Annotated in this window: 23 protein-coding genes and 1 tRNA gene; 11 read left to right on the forward strand and 13 right to left on the reverse strand. The window is 37.0% G+C overall.

Translation table 11 applies throughout. From position 1 onward, the window contains the following. Position 1: 1 nt before the first annotated feature. The 10 genes from ACZZZC_RS03245 to ACZZZC_RS03290 form a co-directional block, all read right to left on the reverse strand. Entirely contained in the window at positions 2 to 364 is a 363-nt protein-coding gene (locus ACZZZC_RS03245) for a Sec-independent protein translocase subunit TatA/TatB (RefSeq protein ID WP_463484816.1), read from the reverse strand. 46 nt (positions 365 to 410) lie between these two features. Continuing rightward, complete coding sequence (locus tag ACZZZC_RS03250) at positions 411 to 1,715, reverse strand: murein hydrolase activator EnvC family protein (RefSeq protein ID WP_463484817.1); 1,305 nt, start codon at positions 1,713 to 1,715, stop codon at positions 411 to 413. Positions 1,716 to 1,836: 121 nt separating this feature from the next. Beyond that, positions 1,837 to 2,628, reverse strand: a complete 792-nt coding sequence (gene lolB1, locus ACZZZC_RS03255; RefSeq protein WP_463484818.1) for a lipoprotein insertase outer membrane protein LolB1 — start codon at positions 2,626 to 2,628, stop codon at positions 1,837 to 1,839. Beyond that, positions 2,606 to 4,300: a tetratricopeptide repeat protein gene (locus ACZZZC_RS03260; RefSeq protein ID WP_463486601.1), complete on the reverse strand. Its 1,695-nt coding sequence runs from the start codon at positions 4,298 to 4,300 to the stop codon at positions 2,606 to 2,608. Before ACZZZC_RS03260 ends, lolB1 begins: the two co-directional genes overlap by 23 nt. 75 nt (positions 4,301 to 4,375) lie before the next feature. Next, a complete protein-coding gene (gene dut / locus ACZZZC_RS03265; RefSeq protein WP_463484820.1) occupies positions 4,376 to 4,810 on the reverse strand; it encodes a dUTP diphosphatase in 435 nt (144 codons plus the stop codon). 50 nt (positions 4,811 to 4,860) lie between these two features. Continuing rightward, positions 4,861 to 6,345, reverse strand: coding sequence for a lipopolysaccharide biosynthesis protein (locus ACZZZC_RS03270; RefSeq protein WP_265799696.1), 1,485 nt, complete (start codon positions 6,343 to 6,345; stop codon positions 4,861 to 4,863). Positions 6,346 to 6,483: 138 nt separating this feature from the next. Next, on the reverse strand, positions 6,484 to 6,768 hold the full coding sequence (locus tag ACZZZC_RS03275; protein ID WP_463484821.1) for an acylphosphatase: 285 nt from the start codon (positions 6,766 to 6,768) through the stop codon (positions 6,484 to 6,486). 39 nt (positions 6,769 to 6,807) lie between these two features. After that, positions 6,808 to 7,764, reverse strand: a complete 957-nt coding sequence (locus tag ACZZZC_RS03280; RefSeq protein WP_463484822.1) for an NAD(P)H-dependent flavin oxidoreductase — start codon at positions 7,762 to 7,764, stop codon at positions 6,808 to 6,810. A gap of 3 nt (positions 7,765 to 7,767) precedes the next feature. After that, positions 7,768 to 8,934: an amidohydrolase family protein gene (locus ACZZZC_RS03285; RefSeq protein ID WP_463484823.1), complete on the reverse strand. Its 1,167-nt coding sequence runs from the start codon at positions 8,932 to 8,934 to the stop codon at positions 7,768 to 7,770. Positions 8,935 to 9,055: 121 nt separating this feature from the next. Further along, a tRNA-Thr gene (locus ACZZZC_RS03290) sits at positions 9,056 to 9,128 on the reverse strand. A 671-nt stretch (positions 9,129 to 9,799) separates the two neighbouring features. On the opposite strand from ACZZZC_RS03290, the gene ACZZZC_RS03295 reads away from it, so the two are divergent. The 3 genes from ACZZZC_RS03295 to ACZZZC_RS03305 all read left to right on the forward strand — a co-directional run bounded on the left by ACZZZC_RS03295 (position 9,800) and on the right by ACZZZC_RS03305 (position 11,943). After that, on the forward strand, positions 9,800 to 10,114 hold the full coding sequence (locus tag ACZZZC_RS03295; RefSeq protein ID WP_056087216.1) for a hypothetical protein: 315 nt from the start codon (positions 9,800 to 9,802) through the stop codon (positions 10,112 to 10,114). Positions 10,115 to 10,228: 114 nt separating this feature from the next. Continuing rightward, complete coding sequence (locus ACZZZC_RS03300; protein WP_265799702.1) at positions 10,229 to 10,543, forward strand: hypothetical protein; 315 nt, start codon at positions 10,229 to 10,231, stop codon at positions 10,541 to 10,543. Positions 10,544 to 10,611: 68 nt separating this feature from the next. Further along, on the forward strand, positions 10,612 to 11,943 hold the full coding sequence (locus ACZZZC_RS03305) for a sigma-54-dependent transcriptional regulator (RefSeq protein WP_463484824.1): 1,332 nt from the start codon (positions 10,612 to 10,614) through the stop codon (positions 11,941 to 11,943). A 313-nt stretch (positions 11,944 to 12,256) separates the two neighbouring features. Here the strand turns inward: ACZZZC_RS03305 and ACZZZC_RS03310 are convergent, their stop codons facing one another. After that, positions 12,257 to 14,731 carry a hybrid sensor histidine kinase/response regulator gene (locus ACZZZC_RS03310; RefSeq protein ID WP_463484825.1) on the reverse strand — a complete coding sequence of 825 codons (2,475 nt, stop codon included), beginning with the start codon at positions 14,729 to 14,731 and terminating at the stop codon, positions 12,257 to 12,259. Positions 14,732 to 14,904: 173 nt separating this feature from the next. Here ACZZZC_RS03310 and ACZZZC_RS03315 point away from each other — a divergent pair, with 173 nt between their 5' ends. The 7 genes from ACZZZC_RS03315 to ACZZZC_RS03345 all read left to right on the forward strand — a co-directional run bounded on the left by ACZZZC_RS03315 (position 14,905) and on the right by ACZZZC_RS03345 (position 21,785). Beyond that, positions 14,905 to 15,594 carry a helix-turn-helix transcriptional regulator gene (locus tag ACZZZC_RS03315; protein WP_265799707.1) on the forward strand — a complete coding sequence of 230 codons (690 nt, stop codon included), beginning with the start codon at positions 14,905 to 14,907 and terminating at the stop codon, positions 15,592 to 15,594. A gap of 59 nt (positions 15,595 to 15,653) precedes the next feature. Beyond that, positions 15,654 to 16,601: a stage II sporulation protein M gene (locus ACZZZC_RS03320; protein WP_463486602.1), complete on the forward strand. Its 948-nt coding sequence runs from the start codon at positions 15,654 to 15,656 to the stop codon at positions 16,599 to 16,601. Further along, positions 16,601 to 17,485, forward strand: a complete 885-nt coding sequence (locus ACZZZC_RS03325) for a hypothetical protein (RefSeq protein ID WP_463484827.1) — start codon at positions 16,601 to 16,603, stop codon at positions 17,483 to 17,485. Before ACZZZC_RS03320 ends, ACZZZC_RS03325 begins: the two co-directional genes overlap by 1 nt. Position 17,486: 1 nt before the next feature. After that, complete coding sequence (locus ACZZZC_RS03330) at positions 17,487 to 18,218, forward strand: DUF4129 domain-containing protein (protein WP_463484828.1); 732 nt, start codon at positions 17,487 to 17,489, stop codon at positions 18,216 to 18,218. Then, complete coding sequence (locus ACZZZC_RS03335) at positions 18,215 to 19,405, forward strand: DUF4350 domain-containing protein (RefSeq protein ID WP_463484829.1); 1,191 nt, start codon at positions 18,215 to 18,217, stop codon at positions 19,403 to 19,405. Before ACZZZC_RS03330 ends, ACZZZC_RS03335 begins: the two co-directional genes overlap by 4 nt. Continuing rightward, a complete protein-coding gene (locus ACZZZC_RS03340; protein WP_463484830.1) occupies positions 19,386 to 20,363 on the forward strand; it encodes an AAA family ATPase in 978 nt (325 codons plus the stop codon). Before ACZZZC_RS03335 ends, ACZZZC_RS03340 begins: the two co-directional genes overlap by 20 nt. Positions 20,364 to 20,438: 75 nt before the next feature. After that, positions 20,439 to 21,785, forward strand: coding sequence for a DUF58 domain-containing protein (locus tag ACZZZC_RS03345; protein ID WP_463484831.1), 1,347 nt, complete (start codon positions 20,439 to 20,441; stop codon positions 21,783 to 21,785). Between the two features lie 92 nt (positions 21,786 to 21,877). Here the strand turns inward: ACZZZC_RS03345 and ACZZZC_RS03350 are convergent, their stop codons facing one another. Beyond that, positions 21,878 to 22,936 (reverse strand): nucleoid-associated protein, encoded by a 1,059-nt coding sequence (locus ACZZZC_RS03350; protein ID WP_463484832.1) that lies wholly within the window; start codon positions 22,934 to 22,936, stop codon positions 21,878 to 21,880. 241 nt (positions 22,937 to 23,177) lie between these two features. On the opposite strand from ACZZZC_RS03350, the gene ACZZZC_RS03355 reads away from it, so the two are divergent. Next, positions 23,178 to 23,579, forward strand: a complete 402-nt coding sequence (locus ACZZZC_RS03355) for a hypothetical protein (RefSeq protein ID WP_463486603.1) — start codon at positions 23,178 to 23,180, stop codon at positions 23,577 to 23,579. On the opposite strand, the gene ACZZZC_RS03360 is transcribed toward ACZZZC_RS03355, so the two are convergent. After that, positions 23,569 to 24,141, reverse strand: coding sequence for a TlpA family protein disulfide reductase (locus ACZZZC_RS03360; protein WP_463486604.1), 573 nt, complete (start codon positions 24,139 to 24,141; stop codon positions 23,569 to 23,571). The genes ACZZZC_RS03355 and ACZZZC_RS03360 overlap by 11 nt on opposite strands. Between the last annotated feature and the right edge of the window lie 5 nt (positions 24,142 to 24,146).

A 24,146-nucleotide genomic window follows, 5' to 3' on the forward strand; every position in this document is an offset into this window, starting at 1 on the left:
TTTAAGCTTTTTGATTGTCAGTTACTGTTTCATCAATGGGATTAACTGAAGGATGATTTTTCGTCAAATTCGGACCCGCTTTTTCCTCTTCAGGAGTTTCATCTGTTGGGTGATGGCGTTCGTTATTATTGTTGGCAACGGTTTCTTCCGCTTCCTCTTTATCCAGGTCCATGGCATTTATATTTCTATGGATTTCACGCTTAACACCATCAGATGCATCTTTAAACTCTCTGATTCCTTTTCCCAATCCTCTTGCTAGTTCGGGTAATTTTTTACCTCCAAATAACAAAAGAACCACCACTAAAATGAGTATGATCTCTGATCCACCCATGTTTAAAAACTCTAATAACGTGCCTTGATACATCACTAATCTATTTTATACAAATATATACAATTTATAACTGTCTTCTTTATTTACTAATCCAGGCCTCTGGATTTAATACACTGTTGCCTCGTCTAACCTGGAATTTCAAAATTGCGTCATCACCGGTATTGGCCACCACTCCAATCGTTTGCTTGGTCTCAACGTTATTTCCGGTACTAACGGATACATTTCTCAAATTTTGGTAAACAGTAATATATTCACCGTGCATGATAATAACAACTCCTCGACCTTGAATGTACTGAACCAACAAAACTTTTCCCGCGAAAACTGCCCTTACTGCAGCGCCATCGGCAGTGGTAATATCAATACCATCATTAGTGTACGATGCCTGATCCACCTTATGCAAACCAAAACGTTCTGTAACTGTACCTGTTGCAACAGGCCATGGCAGTCGCCCTCTATTTCCTTCAAAACCTGCTGATAAACGAGCAGCTTCTGGCGTTGCCGTTAAGGCCTCGCTGGTGGTTTTTTCTTTCACTGCAGGTGCTTTAGTTGCGGCTGGTGCAGGTCTGTTTTCCGCCCGTGCCTTATCCGCAGCTGCTTTTTCTTCTGCAGCACGTTTAGCAGCAGCTACTCTCGCTTCTTCTGCTGCCTTTCTCTTGGCAGCTTCAATTGCCCGTTGAATGGCTGCACTAATGGCGGCATCAATTTGTTTTTGCTGTCTTCGTCTCGAAGCAATGTCCTGCGCAAATTGCTTTTCTTGTTTACTTAATTTCCCAAGGACGGCAGATTGTTGGCTTTTATCTTTGCCTAAACGTTCTCTCTCTCTTTCCTGTTCTTTCAGGAGCTCACTTTTCTCTCTTAAAGTTTTATCCAAAACTCTGATCTTTCCGTTAAGATCTTGTTGCGTATTTTCGATATATCCAGCCTGTTTTTTACGGTATTGACTGAATTGTTGTAAATATTTAATGCGTTTGTAAGCTTGATTGAAATCTTTTGAAGCAAAAATGAACATCATTTTATCATACGAATTTCTATTCCTTTGCGCAAAACGAATCATGCCTGCATACTCTTTTTTAAGATCGCCTAATTGACCTTGTAAAGTATGTACGGTATTTGTGTTCTGAGAGATTTGATTATCGAGGTTTTTAATTTCAGAATTAATAGTACCTATTTTCTCCTGACGCAACCGGATTTGCGCATTAATGCCGTTTATCTGCTGCAGCGTAAGCTTTTTACCGCTTGCAGTTTTGTTTAGATTTTTTTGGAGCTGTTCAATTTCACGCTGTATAGCTTCTTTTTTCCTTCTTAATTGACTTTCAGTTTGCGCAAGCGCAGAAAAGGCAAAACCGCTTAATAACAGAATAAATACGAGTTTGTGTAGCTTCATTGAGCCAAAAGTATAAAAATTTTATAGGAAAATACATTAAAATTGAGATACTTAAACCATTAAAATGGCGCATTTAACGATCTTCACTTATTCTTCATGGAATTTTGGATCACTCCAAATCCTATTTAATAACTGTGTACCTCTTTGGAACACTAAACGGAAAATCAACTGGAACATTGCCATCAATTTTCACATATTGTAAATCGATGTTGATTTTTTTCGCACCAGATAAGGTATTGATTTGAAGTGCACTTGGGAAAAGAGATTCGTTCAACTTTTGGTAGTCGGTATAGTTAACTTTTAGTGCCTGTCCATTTTTCGAATCATTTAAATTCGTTTCAGAAACCTTCAAAAGCGTATTAAAAAGCAACCGATAATCAAGTTCTTGTTTCCTGCCTGAAACTACCCAAACGCCATTTTCCTGTTTAACATCCGATTGCGGCGTCAAAAACTCGCCCATGGCATTTCCTGTTAAAATGCTTTGAAGCGTATTAAAATTAACTTGTTTGTTGGTAAAAGTGTAAATATAGCTGAAAGGCTTTTTAATATACTCACTCTTTAGCCTGTTCATAATTTTGATGCTATCTGGTGTAATTAATGCCCTTGCAACTTCTGCTAATCCACCTAAAGCCGTAATGCTTACCCAAATAGTCTCCTTGTCTTTCATTTTAAAGTTCATGGTCACATCATTTGCATCGCCAGAGATGTTTAATGTTGCCTTTGCTTTTAATGAAAGGGTATTAAATTTCAACTGTTTATCGCTGATGGCCGATAAAGCTTCCGCTTTGGTGTTGTCAGCAGGAGTTTCTACTGGCTTTGTGGGTGCTGTAATAATTTCTTTTTTAGGCTTACAAGCCGTTGCAAAACAAATTGTACTTATTATAAGTGCGCTATTTAAAATATTTCTTTTCATTAATTTTTTTTATTAGAACTTCACTTGCATTTCCGGCATCTTTTGCCTTTTGCCATTGTACTAAAGCCGCATCTTTTTCGCCCTTCATAAACAAGATATCTCCGTAATGCTCCAAGTAAACACTATTCTTATCTGTATTGTTTTGCAGGGCTTTTTCGATCCAGGTTTTTGCCAGTTCATACTTTTGCTGCTTAAATAAGATAAAGGCATAAGTATCTGCAACCGATGAATTTGTTGGCATTGCATTAGCGGCAGTTTCTGCATACTGCGCCGCTTTTGATAGATCATCATTTTTTAATGCCAGATAATAGGCATAATTATTCATGATGAGATAATTATCAGGCTCTGTAGCAATTGCTTTTTCAAAAGCTATTTTTGCCTGATTAAAATTGTTTTGGCTGATGTGGATATCACCCTGAAGCGCATAAGATTGTGCTTGTAAACTCTTGTTATCTGTGTCAAGCTGTAATGCTGTTTTAAGATTGTTCAAAGCAGCTTCGAACTTCCCTGATTTACACAAGGCATAAGCGATGTAGTAATATAAACTGGCCTGGTTTGGATAAATTGTTAATGCTTCATCACCCACTTTTACCGCTTCGGCATAGTGCCCAATTAAGGATTGAATGTTGATCACCTGTTCCCAAACAGCATAAATTTGTTCATTCAGCTTTAACGCTTCCTGGTATTGAACCAGTGCTTCTCTTAACTTATTTTGTTGATACAGTACATCGCCATATAAAGCTAATGCTTTGGCATCTTTTGGATTTTGTTCGGCAACAATTTTGGTTAAATCAGTCAGGCTTTTCGCTACGATCGGCTCATTTATTTTTTGAAAAAGTGCCGATACAATTTTTACTTTTTCTGTTAAAGGCATATCTGAACTGCCGAAGGCCAGTTTAAGAGATGAAAAAGCAGCTTCATCATTCTTTTGCTTACGATAAATATCAGCAAGGGCTAAATTAACTTCGAAATTTTCAGGCGCTAATTGATGTGCTTTCAACAAAACTTTCAATGCTTCCGGATCATTGCCTTTTTGCAGTAAGAGGCCCGCAGCATAGAGGTAGTTTTTTACATCGGCTTGGTTACCTTCCAACAGTTTAACAATATCACTTTCTGAGGTATTTCCGTTTGATTGTACTCTTCTTCTGGCGGTGATCAGATCTCTTGATTCTCCAAATTTTGTTTCAATTTGATCGTAAACTTTTTTAGCGTCCTCTGTTTTATTGGATAAATAAAGTGCATTTGCTTTATCGAAATAATAGGCGTCATTTTCGGGGTCGAGGCGAATTAATTGTGAAAATACCTCGACCAATTCGGGCATTTTGTTGCTGCGTTTATAAACCTCGCCTAAGGTGCGGTAATACCATGGGTTATTGCCATTTAACTTGATGGCTTGTTTAATATTCTGTTCTGCCTCGGCTAATTTATCCAAACGAATATTGGCATTGGCCAATTCAAAATAGGCAGCATGGTTGTTCGCATCTAAACCAACAAGCTTGTTGAAATTAGTGGCAGCGAGCAAATAATTATCCGACATTTTTTCTCGTAAACCGGCAAAAAACAATTGCTTTACAGCATTGCTATCTCTTGCCGCATTAGATACAACAGGCATCTGCCCAAAAGCATTTAAGTTTAAAATAATTGCCGCAAGAAAAAGATATGTTTTATTCATAAAATTGAATTTTGAGTGAATGAATGTTCAACTAAACTCCTGATTCACTCAATGTATCATCCTCTAATTCTATCATTAGCCTTTGCCAGTATGGCCGTAACCACCTTCGCCTCTCAAGGTTTCGCCTAATTCATTAACCGCTTGCCACTCAATTGTTTCATGCTTCGCAATAACCATTTGTGCTATTCTATCTCCATTAACGATTTTGAATTCAGTATCTGATAAATTAACCAATAAAACTTTTAGCTCTCCACGATAATCAGCATCAATTGTTCCTGGTGAATTGACAATGCTGATTCCATGTTTATATGCCAAGCCACTTCTCGGACGAATCTGGGCTTCGTAACCAACTGGCAATTCGATATACAAACCTGTCGAAATAAGCTGGCGTTGTAAAGGTTTAAGTATAATATCTTCTGTAATTGATGCTCTCATATCCATTCCCGCAGCATGAGCTGTTTCGTATTGCGGCAGCGGATGTTCGGATTTATTGATGATTTTTATGTTCATATTTATAGGTTAAAACTATACCACTAGCATATCATTCTTGATGTAATAACTTAAGCTGTCTTTCTTAAAAGCTTTTTTACATTGTCCTTTTCAAAATAGAATATTCCAAGAAGAAATAGCAATAGGATGGTGTTACCAATATAGATGTTACGATTGAATACCCAAAACGATAAGCCCACTGATACAATGGAGACCAGTATATAGATTGCCATCGACTTTAATTTATACGGGATGGGGTAATGTTTTTGGCCCAGCCAGTATGAAATAACCATGATAATAAAATAGGCGAACATAGATACCCATGCAGATCCCATATAGCTATATTTCGGAATGAGAATGATATTCATCACAATGGTGAAAACAGCTCCTACTAATGATATATATAAACCATATCGCGTTTGATCGGATAGCCTATACCAAACCGATAAGTTCATGTATATGCCTAAACATACATAACCAAATAGCAAAACAGGAACCGCATCTAAACCAGACCAATACCTTGAATTGATGAAGTGTTTTATGATTTCGATATTAGCTGTGAGCCCCAGAAACAAGATTGATAATGCCAATACAAAATAATATAAAATGGTAGCATACGTTTGTTTGGCATTTTCATTTTTAGCGTGACTAAAGAAAAACGGTTCTGCACCCAACCTGAAAGCTGTATTAAAGATGCTAATGAAAACAGCTAGTTTACATACTGCACCATAAATACCTACATCATGATTAGCAATGTTGTTGGGCAAATATTTACCAAGTAAAATCTTATCGAGATTTTCATTAATGATGAAAGATAAATTAGCCACCAAAACTGGCCAGCTATAGCCAAACATATTGTAGAAAAGTTGTTTGTTAAATTTTAACCGAAGGGCTGCGAATTGTGGTAAGAGCATAAGCAACGTAACCAGGCTCGCAATTAGATTGGCCACAAAAACATAACCAACCCATCTTCCTTTATACCAGCTGTTCAGCCATTCATCGAGTATTCCATTTTTTATCAAAAACGGAATAACAAAAATAAATACCAAGTTAAGACCGATAAAAGTACCAATATTGGTAAATTTAATCACGCTATATCTAAATGGCTTTCCATCAGCTCTCAGTTTTGCAAAAGGAATTACACTTATAGCATCAACGAATAAGATCCATGCGAATAAGTGTATATATGATTTTTGATCTGCAAAGCCTGAGATATTTCCATTTAGCGTATACTTGGCCAAAAAATCAGAGAAAACAAGTGCTGTGATTAAAAACAGCGTAGATAGGAAGGCGATGACGATAAAGCTATTGTTATAAACCTCTTCTTTTTTGTCCTCATGTTTGTTCAAATACCTAAAAAAGGTAGTTTCCATTCCAAAAGCCAAAATTGGATTAATGATTGATACATAACTGAACATTTTGGTAAAAACACCATACACGCCAGGAGCAAAAACCGTTGTGTAAATTGGCGTTAAAATGAAGTTAAACAAACGCGAGAGAATGGTACTAATACCATAAACCATGGTTTGCCCAAGAAACTTTTTATATACTGACAATTGCTTTCAGATTTTGGATTTTAGGTTTTAGATTGAAACGTTTGGTTTTCTAAAAGAAAAATCGATTAATAACTATGCGTAAATTTAGCTGATTTAGGTTTGAAATCGTAATTCGTCAATCCGAAATCGTCAATCTCCTTACCAAAGCAAATTCTTTTTAACCACTTCGAAGTTCTTAAAATTTTTAAGTTCTCCTTCACTTACTTGAACATCATCCACAAGAGATTTATCAGGACCTTCCTTACACCAATCTATAAAGGGTTCGAGGATAAACTGCTCCGCTTCTGCCTCAATATAAACCGAGCCGTCTTTCTCATTCTTAACAAAACCCTTTATTCCCATTTGGTCGGCGACTGCTTTGGTGCTTGCCCTAAAAAATACGCCTTGCACTTTTCCAGTTACCTTTATATTGATGTGTTTCATTTGATGTAAGTGTTCGAGCTGCAAAGTTAACAAAGCTTTTTAATGCTTTATTTGATTATGCAAATCATTTAATTGCTTTAATCCAACTAGAAATTCCTCCCAAATCTCCTCCAAAATCTGTTTGGCGGCTTTGATTTCATTGAGCATCGCTGATATTTGTCCGATTTCGAGCTCTCCTTTTTCCATATCGCCCTCAAACATCCCAAGTTTGGCTCTGGCTTTTCCTAGCAACTCTACCAAAAAATTTTTATCTGCACCCTCAGCCTCAGCCTGTGAAACGGCTTCAGCAAATTCATTTTTTAATAGCCTTACCGGAACGAGTTTTTTCATCGCGAGTTTGGTATCGCCCTCTGCTGCAGAGATTATTCTTTGTTTAAATGATGGATGCGCAGATGACTCTTCTGCAATGGCGAAAGCAGAACCGATTTGAACGGCATCGGCGCCAAGTGCAAAAGCAGCCAACATTGATTTTCCACTTGCAATGCCACCGGCAGCAATTACAGGAATAGCTACGGCAGCCTTAATCATGGGAATTAAACACATGGTAGTGGTTTCCTCACGACCGTTATGTCCGCCGGCTTCGAACCCCTCTGCCACGATAGCATCTACACCAGCCTCCTGGGCTTTCAAGGCAAATTTCGTATTTGAAATAACGTGTACAACGGTAATCCCTTTTTCTTTTAAAATGCTTGTCCACGTGGCAGGGTTACCAGCCGAAGAAAAAATGATTTTCACCCCTTCTTCTATTACAATATCAATAATTTGCTGAATGTTTGGGTATAATAAAGGAATGTTAACACCGAAAGGTTTGTCTGTTGCGAGTTTGCATTTCCGGATATGCTCCCGTAGTATTTCAGGATACATGGAGCCAGCGCCGATAATACCTAAACCGCCAGCATTTGAAACTGCAGATGCCAGTTTCCAGCCACTACACCAAACCATTCCGGCCTGGATAATGGGATATTTTATATTGAAAAGTTTGCAGATTGGGTTCATTAGTTAAACGAGTTTAATTACTTGATCACTTTCAATTATAAAATTATTTGACAACTGAATCAGATTAAGACCTGGCTTTTTACCAATCTCGATGCTTCCCAAGTGTGTGTTTAAATTTAAAAACTCGGCTCCATTGAGCGTTGCCCAAAGAAGTAGTTTATCAAAAGCAATATTTTTATGCTTTTGCAAGGTTTTCATTTCCGCTAAAATATTCAACTGATGGTTGCTTGCCAAACTATCGGTACCCAAGGTGATTTTTACATTTTCTGAGATGAGTAGATCAACATCAGGCAATGAATTTTCGATGTATAAATTGGCCTGCGGACAAAGGCACCAATATAAATCTGGGTGATTTTGTTTCGCAAATTCAATATCTGCTTTGTTTGAAACGGTATTGTGTACGAGAAGTGTTTTTTGCTTTTTAATGTACGGCAGCCAACTTTGCAAAGAAGTTTTTCCGGTTGCTTTGAAAAATTGAATATCTAGACCTAAAAATTTATAGAGTGACAGAAAGCCACCTGTTTTATCTTGAAAAAACGAATTTTCATTTACAGTTTCTTGGTTGTGAATGCTGATCAATGCATTCTCTTTTTCTGCGACAGTATTAATTAAAGTAAATAGTTCTGGTGAAACGGAATATGGTGCATGCGGAACAACTGATGCCGGTAATGGCGAAAACTCGTTTTTTATTGCTGTTGTATAATCCATGATGGCGTTTGCCCTATCTGGATTAAAGCCCATAGCCTCCACAAAAGTGTGGTAATAAATTTTGCTGTTTTGCTTTATTTCTTTGGAGGAAATTTGGTTGGAGATATCGCCAACGGCAACAATTCCATTTTCAAGCATTTGTTTATCGGCGTTTTCCATCGCCGTGCTCATCTGTTCGGGGTTAGCTTGCCTGCTTTTAATAATGCACTGCACAAACTCTACCAAGCCCGTATGCTCTGGAATTAGGCCCAACATGTGCGAAAGTTCTAAATGGCAATGGGTGTTGATGAACCCTGGAACGATTGTGCCCCTATGTTTTTCAATCTCTACATTAAGATTTTCGACGGCTGCTGCTGTGAAGATTCCCGTTATTTCGCCATCATGATTAACTGCAACTACTCCGTTTTTTATTGGTGGAATATTTACAGGGAAAATCCAATCGGCTGAAATGTATTTTAGCATGCAGCGAATTTAAGATTTTTGCGCTACGAATTTATGATCTAGTGATGACTAAAATGCTGTGGTGAAAAGTAAGGATTTTGACAAAGTATCATATCGTAACCTACAATTTGAAAATAAAAAGAGCCTCCTATCGGAATCGAACCAATGACCTACTGATTACAAGTCAGTTGCTCTACCAGCTGAGCTAAGGAGGCTTTTTATCGGGCTGCAAGTATAGAAAAAATATTCTTTTGATAAAAAATTTTCTGGAAAAAAAATGTTGCTTATAGATTAACCACCCCTTGCCCCTCCTAAATTAGGAGGGAAGCTGGACAGTGATTATTTTAGTTTCTTCAAAGATCTTAGTGGCGGTATGTTTCCATCATTTCATGAGCTATTAAACAGCACATCTTGGTGTCGGTATCTCTAAACTATTTCTTGAACTATTGAACAGCGCTCCCCTCCTTATTTTCAAGGAGGGGCTGGGGGTGGTTTTATTTAGTATGCACAAACAGCAGTAAAATAAACCCGATATACGCGGAAAGCCAGCGATTTAAGCATCTGTATTTATGATTACTTTATTTGTGCTTGCATGTTCGCACAGGTTTTTTCGGTGCTTGAAGCATCAGCGGGGCGAACTTTAAAAATAGCTTCTGCGCTTGCTTTCCAAATCAAATATCTACGTCAATTATACAGTTTCTCTTGATATTTATACTGGAGTTGTAGTGATTACCCCCAATGTGTGGAGAAACTCCACAACATTTATTTTACGGCACACATCTAATATTCTGAAAATAAGTGATTTATATATCTGTGCCAGCTTTGGCATCATTATGAAACAATAGCAAGTATTGTTACACATATTAAATTTTAAAAATCATATACTATGAAAAAGTTCATTTTATCAGCTACATTCTTAGCGTTCGCAGGGTTCTCAGCAGTACAAGCAAGTGAAGTAAACTCAATCAAAAACACTGCAATTGTTGCAGTTCAAGATAGCGCAGTTAAAACTCCAGTAAAATTGGAAGAATTACCTGAGCCAGTAACAACCGCTTTAAAATCTGATGCTTATAAAGGTTGGACAGCAACTGAAGCATGGTCGGTTAAAGAAGGTGCAAAAGAGTACTATTTAATTAACGTTAAAAAAGAAGCAGAAACTGGTTCTGTAAAAATCGACAAAGACGGTAAGCCAGTTCAATAATATTTGCCCTAAATAAGGCATAATCAACAAAAAGCGCAGCCTCTGGGTTGCGCATATTTAAACCAGAACCATGAAATTGCTTTTGCAGTTTCAACACATTAAAATTAAAAAACCATGAAAAAGTTAATATTATCAGCTGCGTTCTTAGCATTTGCAGGATTCTCAGCAGTACAAGCGAGTGAAGTAAATACAATTAAAAATGCTGCAATTGTTGCAGTTCAAGATAGCGCAGTAAAAACTCCAGTTAAATTGGAAGAACTTCCAGAGCCAGTTACAACAGCATTAAAGTCTGATGCTTACAAAGGTTGGACCGCAACTGAAGCTTGGTCGGTTAAAGAAGGCGCAAAAGAATATTACCTAATCAATGTTAAAAAAGAAGCAGAAACAGGTTCTGTGAAAATTGACAAAGATGGTAAACCGGTTCAATAAATCCCAATTATTACATCTACCTAGTACAAGAATGGCCAGACTTTGTCTGGCTTTTCTTATTTTTGTATATGGCGAAAATCCTGATTTTAGAAGATGATACTACATTTGCTCAATTACTTGAAGGTTTTTTAACGAAAAACAATCACGAGGTTACACTCGTAACCCATATTAAACAATCTTTTAAACTGATCGAAAATCAAACATTTGATTTGTTTTTAATTGATTATCGGTTGCCCGATGGAATTGGTTTTGAAGTGATTACACACTCCAGAAATTTGGGCTTATCTACTCCAATTGTGGTAATGACGAGTTTTAATGATGTGCGAACCGCTGTAAAATCTATGCAGATGGGCGCCTTCGATTATATTACAAAGCCTGTTAACCCTGATGAACTTTTAATGGTTATCAAAAATTCTTTAACCAAAAAGGATTTAAAAGAGACTAAAATTGAGTCAACGGATTCTGATTTTATAAGAGGCAAAAGCGCAACGGCTGATCGGTTATATGAGCACATTGCGTTGGTTGCACCGACTGATATGTCGGTAATTATTCAAGGTGAAAGCGGAACAGGTAAAGAATTTGCTGCCCGAACATTGCATCAACAAAGCAAGAGAGCCGACAAACCTTTTGTGGCTATTGATTGCGGTGCTTTGTCAAAAGATTTAGCGGCAAGCGAATTATTTGGCCATGTGAAAGGAGCCTTTACTGGTGCCTTAAACGATAAAAAGGGCCAGTTTGAAGCTGCCAATGGAGGCACTTTATTTTTAGATGAGGTTGGGAATTTGAGCTACGAAGTCCAGATTAAGTTACTTCGAGCTTTGCAAGAACGTGTTATTCAACCTTTAGGCAGTACTAAACAAATTGCAGTTGACGTTCGCATAATTACCGCCACAAACGACGATTTATTAAACAGCATTTCTGGTGGTGAATTTAGAGAGGATTTGTATCACCGCTTAAATGAGTTTAAGATTCAACTACCTGCTTTAAGAGATCGAGCTGGTGATTTGGAGCTATTCATCAATCATTTTATAAGTTTATCAAATAGAGATTTGGATAGAAATGTGAAAAGCGTTTCTACAGAAGCAAAATCTTTATTGCTGAATTACGATTGGCCAGGAAACTTGCGTGAATTGAGCAATGTAATTAAGCGCATGGTTTTATTAACGCCCGGCGATGTTGCGCAGGTTACTGCTTTGCCAGATGAAATGATGCTGGCGGTTAACCAACAAACCCTGCCTGGCAGCTCATCAGATTTGAAAGCGGTAAATGAGCAGAATGAAAAGATGCTTATCTCCGAAACTTTGATCAAGGCGAAACATAATAAAAGTAAGGCAGCAAAAATGCTCAATATCGATAGGAAAACGCTTTATGCTAAAATGGAAAGGTATGGGATTGAATAGAAGACCTCATCCTATTAAAGGTAAAGGTTTTTGTTTTTCTGTGCGGTCCTCTCCTTGAAGAGAGGGATTTAATAGAAAGTGAGTTGAACCTCATTTGTTTAGCCTTTGCCATAACTTTTTTTTTCTGGAGAAATGATTTTTGAAGAACTGATGCTTATAGCTGCCTAACCCCCCTCTCTTCTGGAAAGGGATTGTGGGGATTGTAAGTTAAACCCAGATTTACAAATTTATTTTTTACTATTCTTTTAAAAAATTATAGGTCTGTGTTGCTCACTGCCCCCTCTCTTCGAGGTGAGGGGATGAAGGGGTGAGGTTATCCTTCCCCAACCAACTCCATTTCATCCATTGCCTTAATTAATCCATCCAATTTCTTCAACTGATTAAAAACCCCGGCTATAATTTCGGAAGACAATCCTTTTTCAGCAATTTCTAACTCGAGCGTTCTAAATGCGTTTGCTAAGTTTTTTGATCCCATTTGCGCTGTTCTACCCGCAAGGCGATGAACAATTAGCCTGCTTTTATCCTGATCGTTTTCGTGTATATGATTTTTGAGTGATTCTGCATCCTCAATGCAATCTTTTTTAAATCGTGTTAATATTTTTTCCAGCATCTGCTGATCTCCGAAAGTCATTTTTTCGATGGAAGAAAAATCAAATTCAGCTTTCTCCTCTATAATTTTGATTTTATCAAAAATGGAAAGCAAATCAATGCTGCGGAAAGGTTTCATAATCAAACCATCAAAACCCTCACTCAAAACCATTTCCCGTTCTTCGGGTAAAACCTGAGCAGTAATGGCATAAAACTTAACGGTATGAGGCAGTTTTTTCTTCAAGATATGGCAAAGCTCTATCCCTGTCATCTCGGGCAAACGCATATCAACCAGCACATATTTTAAATCCTTGGGGGGATTTTCCTGTAAAATATCGGCAACGTGATTAAATCTTTGAAAGGGAATTTCATTTTTTTCAAAAATAAGGCCACATAGATCCAGTATGAGTTGATCATCATCGATAACCCAAACTGTGCCTGGGTTCACAATTTTATAATTTTCTAAATCAACATGGGCTGTACGTTCCGAAGTTTCTAGATAAGTTAAATAAATATTAAAAGTGGTGCCTGTTCCGGGCTTACTTTTTACATGAATTCTACCTCCCTGAGCTTCGATTAATGATTTTACAATTGGTAATCCTAAACCTGTGCCCGTTTGGTTCAGTACATATTGTTCTGGCGATTCGATTTGTTCGAACTCATTGAAAATTCGCGAGATGTCTTTTTCTTCAAATCCAATTCCGGTATCTTTAATCGTGAAATGAAAATGCAAATTATCGAGTTGTTTTTTGCATGATATTCGGAGGCTAATTTCTCCCTTCAAGGTGAACTTTACAGCATTTCCCAATAGGTTAAAGAGGATCTGTTTGAGTCTGAAAGCATCGCCTTTTACAAAATCAACATCGCCTAAATCTAAATCTGTAATTAATTGGAGTGATTTTTTTTCTGCTAGAGGGCGAACCACCGAGGTCACCTCATCTACAATCTGTTTGGCGCTAAAAACCTGATTTTGGAAAGTAAACTCTCCGGAGATAATGCGGTTATAGTCAAGAACTTCGTTTACAATTTGCAGTAAGTGAATGGATGATTGATAGATGGCATCGATATCTTTTTTCTTTGGATGATCTTGCTCGGAAATAAGTTCGGCATAACCTAATATAGATTGCAAAGGCGTCCTAATTTCGTGGCTCATGTTTGATAGAAAGCGTTGCTTTGCCTTTCCGTGATATTCCGCTTCATCTTTTGCCAGTTCGAGTGCTCGCCTGTACCTGTTGCTTTTGGTAATGTCAGTCAAAATGAGATAAAGTAATATTACCGTAAGCAAAAAGAAAGCAATAATGATGGCCGTGATTTGTGTAATCCCGTCGTTAACTACTTCTTTTGCCTGAATTCCGTTTAAATCTATTTGAGCCACTGCCTGGCCTTCAACCTCCCTTAAAATTTGAAGCATTTGATTGGTTAAAGCGTTGCTGGCATTTGATAGCTCGGCTTCCCGCTTTAAAAACTTCTGACTTTTCTGACGTTGTTCTTGCTCAATATTTTTAAGCGAACCCGTCATACTTTTCATAATACTATCTTCCGCTTTGGCGTTTAATGTATCACGCCGAACTTTAAATTCTTCATTAATGATTTTATAAACATCTGATTTTTTTTTCCCGAAAAGTTTACTCAAAAAGCCCCTCGATTTTTCTTCTTCCTGCGGTGCAACTGTAGTGGTAGAAGTTGTAGTTTCGGTAGTTAAAACTGCGCTATCTGTTTGCATTGCCCGTGAGGCGACAAGCTCATTCAATTTTTTTACTTCGTTTGAGAAGGACTTGGTATTTACCAGCGTTTCGCGAACTTGTAGATAAGAAACAAACTGTTTATCGCGTTGCGCAAGTAAGTTTTTGATCGATTTTATCCTGGCTAGCTGGGCCGAATCATTGGCATAAAGTTTACGCAATGTGTCTAAACTCGACCTCAGTTTTCGAGATTCTCGTAAGAAATTATAGTTGCCTTGCTTGTTAAAAGCCTCATCCCGCTGAAGCTGATCAAGTCTGGCGATTTTATGCGATAGATCATTTACGATCCTCAGGCGATCATTCGGAGCCGAAATTTCTTCAACGGTATTCAGCATTCGCGTAAAAGCAAACTTGCTGATACCCCAAGCTAAAAGCAGTGCAAAACAGGCGAATAAAAACCCAATGATCACTTTACTTTTAATTGCCCTGAAGAAACGTTTCTGTATAACGGCTGCCATTATTTGAACTTTATCTTTTACTTTAACGAAAATTTTGGTTAAAAAACATCATAACTTATTAATACAAATAATATACCAAGGAAGTTTGATGTTGAACGGCAGATTTTAAATAATCTGTTTGCCCGATCTTTTATCCGCGACAATTTTTTTACTTTTATCCGAGGCCAAAAACAATGAACCGCATAGATCGTCTTTTCGGGATTTTAACTTTACTTCAGTCTAAGAAATATATTTCTGCAGATAAGATTTCTGAACGATTTGGAATTAGTGTGCGTACGGTTTATCGCGATGTTAAGGCATTACAGGAGCAGGGAATTCCGGTTGGTTTTGAACAGCCGAAGGGTTATTTTCTGGTTCAAGGTTACTTTTTACCTCCGGTTTCTTTTAACATGGATGAAGCCAATGCATTGCTTTTGGTAGAAAGCCTGGTTAATGGTTTTGCAGATAACTCCATCCGTACGCATTATTCTGCAGCGTTAACAAAGGTTAAAGCCGTTTTAAAATACAATCAGAAAGAGAAACTCGAAGCAATGAATGCGCATATCAAGCTTCAGGTGCCCGAGCGTATGAAATTTAATTATGAATATCTTTCGCTAATTCAAACAGCGATTTCTGAAAAACGAATGGTTGCTTTAGAATATAGCAATGCTAAAGAAGAAAAAAGCAAAAGGGAAGTAGAGCCGATCGGCTTGATTTTCTATGCCTTTAGCTGGCATTTAATTGCGTGGTGCCATGTTAGAAACCAATATCGCGATTTTAGTGTAACCCGAATTGTGAGTTTAAATATCCTCGATAAATCTTTTTGCAAAACCAACCACATGCCTTTAAACGATTACATGAGCATGCTGCCAGTTAATTATTAATCGTTTTTTATATCCATAAAAATTTAGCTATTTTAAGCCACTATTTGGTTACGCCTTACATGAGAGAAGCTTTATTTGTTAAACAAAATTCGGAAAAGTGGCAGCATTATGAAAGTGTGAGGCAGGCAAACCCTGATGAAGTTGCAAATCAGTTTATCGAAATTACCAACGATTTGGCTTATGCCAAAACCTTTTATCCGAACTCCAAAACTACAGCCTATTTAAATGGGTTAGCTTCTAAGCTTCATCAGGCAGTTTATAAAAACAAAAAAGAAAAATCGAACCGCTTTATTCATTTCTGGAAAACAGAACTTCCGGTTTTATTTTTTGAGCACCGTAAGCAAATCTATTACGCACTTATATTTTTTCTAATCTCATGCGCTATCGGAGCTTTATCGGCCAAATACGATGATACATTTGTGCGCCTGATTATGGGCGATGATTATGTAAACATGACCAATGAAAATATAGCAAAAGGAGATCCGTTCGGTGTTTATAAACAATCGAATGAATTTTTAATGTTTACTCAAATTGGGCTTAATAACATTTATGTAGCCTTATATACCTTCGTTTTAGGCATCATATTTTCCTTCGGATCAATCGTTTCGCTATTTAGAAACGGAGTGATGTTGGGGTCCTTCCAATATTTCTTTTTCAGTAAAGGCCTGGGCTTGCAATCTGTATTGGTGATCTGGATTCATGGCACTCTAGAAATTTCGGCTATTGTTTTAGCCGGTGCTGCTGGCCTGGTATTGGGCAACAGTTTTCTATTCCCGAAAACCTATACCCGTATGGAATCGGTAATTAGAGGCGCAAAAGATGGCTTGAAGATCGTGCTGGGCTTAGTTCCCATCTTTATAGTAGCAGCCTTTTTCGAAAGCTTTGTTACTCGCCACACCGAAATGCCGATCTATTTAAGTGTATTCATTTTAACAATGTCTGCCATATTTATCATTTGGTACGTCTTTATATATCCAGTAAAAATTATTAAGAAGCTTAGTTTGTAATGATAGCGAAAATTGAATTCAAAAAACGGAGAGATTTTGGGCAGGTGATAAATGATACATTCACATTTATGCGCCAAAATTTTAAGCCACTATTAAAAACTTATTTCACCTTTTGTGGATTGTTCGTTTTGGCAAGCATGTCATCAATGCTGGTTTATCAATATAAAATGGTAAACATGATTAATACAGTCGGTAGTGACAAAAGCACCGGAGGCTTTTCTTTTGGCAATATCTACGGTTTAGAATATTTCTTGTCGCTGCTTTTTTCATTGGCAACTTATGCGAGTATGACCGTGGCCATCTTATCCTACATCGCCCTATATGTTCAAAAAGGGAATCAAATTCCCACCATGGAAGAAGTTTGGGGGTACTTTAAATATTACTTTTTCCGAATCTTTGGTAGTTCTATTGTATTGATACTGATGGTGTTTATTGGATTTATTTTCTGCTTAATACCAGGTTTTTACTTGTTCCCTTTTGTAGCCATGATGTTTCCCATTATGGTGATTGAAAATGGAACTTTTGGCTATTCTTTTAGCAGGAGTTTTACAATGATTAAAGATAACTTTTGGGTAACTTTTGGAACATTAATCATCGTTTGGATAATCGTTTACTCATGTATGAGCATGGTAGTTTTACCCACTACATTATTCAATATGATAGGGATGTTTACCAGCAAAAACCCCCAAATGTCTTTGACTTTGAGTATGATCACAACCGTTTTGCAGTCGCTATGCCAGGTATTTACCATTATTCCTATTATTACCATTTCACTATCGTACTTTAGTTTGTTAGAGCAGAAAGAAAACACAGGGTTAATGGAGCGCATTACAAACTTTGGCAGCGCAAACAAAACAATCGATACGCGACCAGAAGAATACTAAAATGCCGAAGTCCTTTATCAAATATCTTCTTTCGTTTTTACTGTTTTTGTTCGCTGTAAATTGTGATGCACAAATTGTTGTAAAGCCGAAGCAGGCAAAACCTGTGATGCAATTAGATAGCAGCAAAATTACGCCTGCAAAATTTGATAAAGAGGCAATTAGCAATTACAAAGATCAAAAAGAGTTTCAGTACGATGAACTTCAAGTGAGGCAACTTTCCTTATGGGATAGATTCTGGATGTGGTTTTGGAATATGATTGGCCGATTATTTTCAGGTGCTGCAACAAATCCGCTATCGCGATATTTCTTTATTGGTTTAGGTGTGGCTGTAGTAGTATACGTTCTTATAAAAGCGATTGGTACCGAAAATATTTTCAGTAAAAAATCAAAAGAAACTATTTTGCCTTACGATGTAATTACCGAAAACATCCATGAGATTGATTTTGACCAGGAATTACAAAGATTAATAGGCGAAAGAAAATATCGATTAGCCGTACGCTTACTTTATTTAAAAGCCTTAAAAAAACTAAGTGATGCCGAAATTATTCAATGGCAACCCGATAAAACGAATTACAATTACCTGATGGAAATTAGTAAGCCCGAGTTAAAGGAAGATTTTAGCAGGCTTACCCTTCAGTTTGATTATATCTGGTATGGCGATTTCCCTATCGATGAAAATAAATTTGAGCCCATAAACCAATCATTTAACCAGTTCAACGGAAAAATTAAATGAGAAGTTATAAAATTTATTTCGGTATTGGCATTGTATTGATATTGCTGTATCTGGTAGCCCAATATAATAAACCCACACCCACAAACTGGGCACCAACCTATTTAGCTACAGATAAAATTCCTTATGGTACTTTCATCATTAGAGATCGAATTAAGGATATTATTCCAAAGGCAAAAATTCAAGAATCGAAACGGCCGGTTTACAATACCTTGAAGGATCAAAACTTTAATAATGCCAGCTACTTTTTGATCGCTCAAAAGATCGATGTTTCTAAAACTGATTTCGATCAAATGAAGAAGTTTATGCAAGCGGGAAATACCGTATTTATCGCCAGTTACGATTTTGGGAAGCTTGAAAAAGAATTGAAAATTGAAACTTCTACTACGATGTCGGCAGATCGGCCTTCGCTTAATTTTACCAATCCCAATTTAAAAACCGATGCCAACTATGGTTTCGAAAGAGGTATTGGAACACAGTATTTTAGTAAAATCGATTTCAAAAAAGGTATCGTATTGGGGATAAATAATAATAAGCAACCCAATTTTGTTAAATATAATTATGGCAAAGGTGCGCTTTTCTTAATTTCAGAACCTGGTTTTTATACCAACTTTAATATGTTGGATAAATACGGTGCAGAATATGCTGCGAAAACTCTAAGTTATATCCAAACAAGTGATCAAGTTATTTTTGATGATTACTTTTCGGCGCAAAAGAACGAAACAACGGACGTTTTGAGGGTGTTTTTTAAACATCCAGAACTTAAATGGGCTTACTATCTCACCATTTTTAGTTTGGTTATTTTTGTACTCTATGAAATTAAGCGTCGTCAGCGCATTATTCCCATTGCCGATCCTCTAAAAAATGCATCTGTTGAATATGCGCATGTGGTAGGCAGTGTATATTACCACGAACGAAATAACCTGGATATTGCCAAAAAGAAAATTAATTACTTTATGGAATATTTGCGAACCAGGTATTTTCTCAAAACCAATGAGATTGGGGCAGATTTTGCCACACTCTTAATGGAAAAAACAGGCATCAACGAGCCGTCGGCAAAAACACTAACCCGATATTTTATACAAATACCACAAATGAGCACTTTAAGTGATCAGGAACTTATTAGTCTAAATCAAAGCATAGAATTTTTTCATCAAAATACCCAAAGCCATGGAGCAGGAACAATTTAACCAACGTACAGATTTAAGCACTTTAACCGAAGCGGTAGCGCAAATTAGAAAGGTGCTTGGAAATATTATCGTCGGACAGAAGCAGGTTATCGATTTTTTAATTGTGGGCTTACTTGCCGATGGGCACATATTGATAGAAGGGGTTCCGGGGGTGGCCAAAACATTAAGTGCTAAATTATTGGCAAAATCAATCGATGCCCAATTTTCAAGAGTTCAGTTTACGCCAGATTTAATGCCTTCTGATGTTTTAGGAACTCCAATTTTTAATACCAAAACAGGTGATTTTGAGTTTAGAAAAGGTCCTATTTTTGGAAATATTATTTTAGTTGATGAAATTAACCGTGCTCCAGCAAAAACACAATCTGCCTTGTTTGAAGTAATGGAAGAACGCCAGGTAACCATTGATGGGCAAACTTACATCATGGACGAACCTTTTATGGTGTTGGCTACCCAAAATCCCATAGAGCAAGAAGGAACCTATCGTTTGCCAGAGGCGCAACTTGATCGGTTTTTGTTCAAAATAGAAGTGAAATATCCTTCGTTGGAAGAAGAAACCGCAATTTTAATGGCGCAACATTCTTTGGTAAATAAAACCTTGGCTAGCGATGTGAAGCCTGTTTTATCGGTTCAGCAAATACAGGCTGCGAGAGCAGTAATTAGAAGCCTTTTTGTGGAGCCAAAGCTTTTGGAATTCATTGCCAAGATTGTAAATGAAACCCGCAATAATCCGTCACTTTATTTGGGTGCCTCCCCAAGGGCATCATTAGCTATTGTGCATAGCGCAAAGGCCCTAGCTGCTATCAATAACCGCGATTTTGTAACTCCTGAAGATATCATTACCGTTGCTGTTCCTGTATTGGCGCATCGCATTTTGTTATCTCCTGAAAAGGAAATGGAAGGTTTAACTACGAGTGATATCGTGAATCAAATTATTAAAAAAATAGAAGTACCGAGGTAGGATGTAGTCCGAAGTCTTCAGTCAAGAGTCTAAGATCTAGAGTCAATAAATTAATCGTTTAGAAATTCATAACAATTGAAAAAATTCTTTCAGCAATATTATATCAATCTATTCCTTAATGATCGTTTGTTTGCGGCTTTAGGTTTGTGTGTAGTGCTCTTTTTGCTGAAATTTTTCTTCGCTTGGCTTGGCGATATCCCTGAAATTGTCACTGGCGTAGTACTTATATTATTTTTCGTTGATGTTTTTATTCTTTATAGAATTCAGCAGGGGATTGAAGCGCTGCGATTTACTTCGAAACGCCTAAGCAATGGCGACGAAAATCCCGTTCAAATTGAAATTAAAAATCGTTATGGATTTAGTGTCAATGCCAGAGTGATTGATGAAGTACCCTTTCAATTTCAGCTCCGTGATAAAGATTTCAGGCTCAATCTAAAGTCTGCAGAAAGAAAGTCTATACACTACAATTTACGGCCAACAAAGCGTGGCGAATATGAGTTTGGTTTTATCAGGACTTACATCAGCTCTCCATTAGGTTTGGTTAGTCGACGATATAATTTTGATGGAGCAAAGGTGCTACCCGTTTATCCTTCGTTTATTAATCTTGGTCAGTATGAACTGATGGCCGTTTCTCGCCATTTAACAGAGCTAGGCATTAAAAGAATCCGAAAAATCGGAAATAGTAGCGAATTTGATCAGATAAAAAACTATGTGGGCGGCGATGATATTAGAACCATCAATTGGAAAGCAACTGCTAGAAAAGGTGGCTTAATGGTAAATACCTATACTGATGAAAGGTCACAAAATATATATTGCATTATCGATAAATCGCGGGTAATGCGTATGCCTTTTGAAGGGTTGAGTTTGCTTGATTATGCCATTAACGCAACAGTTGCACTCTCGAAAGTAGCCATGCTTAAAGAAGATAAGGCAGGCTTGATTACGATTTCAGAGCAGATCGGGTCTATTGTTCCGGCCGATCGGAAATCTGCCCAGCTGGGCAACATTATGAATGTGCTCTACAAGGAAAAAACCCGCTATTTAGAAAGCAATTTAGAAGCCTTGTACAGTAGCGTACGTGTTGTGATCAAACAGCGAGGCTTATTGGTTTTCTTTACCAATTTTGAAAGCCTTTCTGCTTTGCAACGCCAACTGCCTTACCTCAAAAGAATATCGAAATATCATTTGTTAGTGGTTGTATTTTTTGAAAATACAGAGCTTAAATCGCTAAGTACCGAGCCTGCAAAAGATGTGGAAGGAATATACCATAAAACCATCGCAGAGAAGTTTATTTATGAGAAGAAATTGATGGTTAAAGAATTAAGTAAACATGGAATTTTATCTATTCTAACGCCGCCTCAAAAGCTTACCGTAAATGTAATTAATCGCTACTTGGCGTTGAAAGCACAACAGCGGATATAGTTCAAAGTCCTCAGTCGAGAGTCTTTAGTCCAGAGTTGATGTTTTCGAAAGACGACTCATGACTAAGGATTGCCGACTTCAGACTAAAAAACTTATTCTTCTTCTCTGAAATAAACTTTATAAAAATTCATCGATTTATCATCATCGTAACCTTTCTCAATCATGTCCTTGTTGCCATGAATGTAGATATGGAAATTTTTATCCAATTTTAAAACACTTTTGTAAGCACGAGCCTGCTTTTTTACTGCCGATTCTGCAATCTCAAAGTTGTCTGCAATCGGGCTTTCGTATTCTTCTTCGTAGTTTTTCTTGTAGTTTTTAAACGATTCTATTCCTTCAGCATTGCCTATTACTTCGTTCCCGAATTCTTCAATATCAAAAGTTTCCTTCTCTTTAAAATACTTCATCGAACGATTTAAGAGATCAATTTTATCTGCTTTGCTAATTTCATAGTCATCATCCAGTTTTTGAGTTACGAAGTTCTTGTAAACACCTAAAACGTTATTGGTTTGGTTGTAGCTATCATTTCTGATCTTCAATTTCAAAAATTCATCTTTCCAATAAACAGCAGATTCGTTGCTGCTTTTTGCCTGATCCAACACCACTACTTTGTAACCTTCACTTTTATCAGTATTAAAAATCAAGCAGCCTTTATCCAGTTTATTAATGCTAATGGCGTCCTGCTCATAGCTCATATTAAAGCCGTCATCTTTAGGAAAAACTTTCAAATAAGTGTCTTTGGTTTCCGATTTGAAAATTCCAAGCACATCCATTTGTTCACCTTCAATTTGTACTTTTTCAAAGTATCCCACGTACAATTCGCCTGATTTTATTTTCGGATGGTTGGCTACATCATATAGATACTTGGCCAATTGCTGCGAATCCTCATGAAAAAGCGCATTGTTTTCAAAAATCTCGTGTGCAAAATGATAAACCTCATTTAGATTTAGGTTATCATTCGGATGGTAAAAACGGTAGACTTCATTTACCTTTTCGAAAGGCTTCAAGAAATATTGCATTAACAAATTGCTCAAAGTTTCATCATCAATCTTTAATGGCGCATCAGATAATTTATAATATTCTTCTACCAGTTTATTGCCGGTATGGTGGATAGAAAGTTGCTTTAAGTTTGCCTCGAAAAATGAAATCATGGCGGCAAAAGTAAGGAAATAATTAGCGATGTATAGTTAAATGTATATATCTTTTGAAAAGGGGATGCTGGAATCAATAGGTTAAATTAGTCCTGTCCCAAAGGTACTCCTACGGAGCTTTCTGCTATAGCTCCGATTGAAAAACCGGAGGCTGCCGCGTCAATAAGGTTTAATTCACTTAGGCTGGTGCAACTATGAAAAACCATGCAAATTGTATAACTTAAATTATAAATTATTAAACATGAAAGCTGCAGTAATCATCATTTTGTTAATAGCTAGCTTAAGCACTTTTGCTCAAAAAGCATTCGAGTTTGAATATTACTATTGCAAAACCAAAAATTTTGAAATCAAATTATCATTGGCTAATGGCTACATTTTGGGTAGTGAGATTATCAAAACTGACATCAAAACAGAAAAGGTAGTAAAATATCTTCCAAATAAAATTCAAGGAGAAAACACGCAAAGTCTGGTATTTCTTCCAGACATAAATGATAAGACAATTAAAAGAAGAAAGCGAGATAATATCATCCTGTACAAGATGAAAGATGATTATGAAATGTTGCCCGATAAAATTATTGGGAATTACGGTATCGATCTCAAGACTTACAGTTTCAAACTTTATAAACTAAAAGCTAATCACTAACTTTTAGTTTGTTTAAAAAATCGACAATCTTTTTATCGGCGTAATTTGCAATTCCCTCATGCCTGAATGATAATCTTCCTTGTTTATCGAAAATTACAGTTGTGGGAAGAGCGCCAGAAAAAATTTGATCAGGAATAGTGCTTGTTACCTTAAATACAGGCATTTCATATTTTCTGTTCGTCATAAACTTTACCGATTTCTCCAAATCTCCATCTGCATCGGCAAAAATAAATACCACGTTTTTATCATCTTTAAATTGCGTGTACAATTTATTTATAGAAGGCATCTCAGCCCTACATGGCGGGCACCAGGTTGCCCAAAAATTCAAGAAAATAACTTTACCCTTTAAGTTGCCCAAATCAATAGCATTTCCTTTTGCATCCTGAAACTTAATTCCACTCAAATTCATTGCTGCTTTTGGAGATTCAGTGATAGTGGGAGAATAGAGTCCGATTTCCATTAATCCTCTAATCAGCAAAGCTTTCGCATCGGGCACAAAAACAATTACTAACAGCAATGCAATGAAAAGTCCGTTGACGATATTTTTCTTGATGAATTTCATTTCTA

This window comes from Pedobacter sp. AC212, from assembly GCF_979258625.1.

Excerpts from the sequence above, each read along its gene's own strand:
- ACZZZC_RS03245 (WP_463484816.1), bottom strand. The coding sequence starts at position 364 with ATGTATCAAGGCACGTTATTAGAGTTTTTAAACATGGGTGGATCAGAG.
- ACZZZC_RS03250 (WP_463484817.1), bottom strand. The coding sequence starts at position 1,715 with ATGAAGCTACACAAACTCGTATTTATTCTGTTATTAAGCGGTTTTGCC.
- lolB1 (WP_463484818.1), bottom strand. The coding sequence starts at position 2,628 with ATGAAAAGAAATATTTTAAATAGCGCACTTATAATAAGTACAATTTGT.
- ACZZZC_RS03260 (WP_463486601.1), bottom strand. The coding sequence starts at position 4,300 with ATGAATAAAACATATCTTTTTCTTGCGGCAATTATTTTAAACTTAAAT.
- dut (WP_463484820.1), bottom strand. The coding sequence starts at position 4,810 with ATGAACATAAAAATCATCAATAAATCCGAACATCCGCTGCCGCAATAC.
- ACZZZC_RS03275 (WP_463484821.1), bottom strand. The coding sequence starts at position 6,768 with ATGAAACACATCAATATAAAGGTAACTGGAAAAGTGCAAGGCGTATTT.
- ACZZZC_RS03280 (WP_463484822.1), bottom strand. The coding sequence starts at position 7,764 with ATGAACCCAATCTGCAAACTTTTCAATATAAAATATCCCATTATCCAG.
- ACZZZC_RS03285 (WP_463484823.1), bottom strand. The coding sequence starts at position 8,934 with ATGCTAAAATACATTTCAGCCGATTGGATTTTCCCTGTAAATATTCCA.
- ACZZZC_RS03295 (WP_056087216.1), top strand. The coding sequence starts at position 9,800 with ATGAAAAAGTTCATTTTATCAGCTACATTCTTAGCGTTCGCAGGGTTC.
- ACZZZC_RS03300 (WP_265799702.1), top strand. The coding sequence starts at position 10,229 with ATGAAAAAGTTAATATTATCAGCTGCGTTCTTAGCATTTGCAGGATTC.
- ACZZZC_RS03305 (WP_463484824.1), top strand. The coding sequence starts at position 10,612 with ATGGCGAAAATCCTGATTTTAGAAGATGATACTACATTTGCTCAATTA.
- ACZZZC_RS03310 (WP_463484825.1), bottom strand. The coding sequence starts at position 14,731 with ATGGCAGCCGTTATACAGAAACGTTTCTTCAGGGCAATTAAAAGTAAA.
- ACZZZC_RS03315 (WP_265799707.1), top strand. The coding sequence starts at position 14,905 with ATGAACCGCATAGATCGTCTTTTCGGGATTTTAACTTTACTTCAGTCT.
- ACZZZC_RS03320 (WP_463486602.1), top strand. The coding sequence starts at position 15,654 with ATGAGAGAAGCTTTATTTGTTAAACAAAATTCGGAAAAGTGGCAGCAT.
- ACZZZC_RS03325 (WP_463484827.1), top strand. The coding sequence starts at position 16,601 with ATGATAGCGAAAATTGAATTCAAAAAACGGAGAGATTTTGGGCAGGTG.
- ACZZZC_RS03330 (WP_463484828.1), top strand. The coding sequence starts at position 17,487 with ATGCCGAAGTCCTTTATCAAATATCTTCTTTCGTTTTTACTGTTTTTG.
- ACZZZC_RS03335 (WP_463484829.1), top strand. The coding sequence starts at position 18,215 with ATGAGAAGTTATAAAATTTATTTCGGTATTGGCATTGTATTGATATTG.
- ACZZZC_RS03340 (WP_463484830.1), top strand. The coding sequence starts at position 19,386 with ATGGAGCAGGAACAATTTAACCAACGTACAGATTTAAGCACTTTAACC.
- ACZZZC_RS03350 (WP_463484832.1), bottom strand. The coding sequence starts at position 22,936 with ATGATTTCATTTTTCGAGGCAAACTTAAAGCAACTTTCTATCCACCAT.
- ACZZZC_RS03355 (WP_463486603.1), top strand. The coding sequence starts at position 23,178 with ATGAAAGCTGCAGTAATCATCATTTTGTTAATAGCTAGCTTAAGCACT.
- ACZZZC_RS03360 (WP_463486604.1), bottom strand. The coding sequence starts at position 24,141 with ATGAAATTCATCAAGAAAAATATCGTCAACGGACTTTTCATTGCATTG.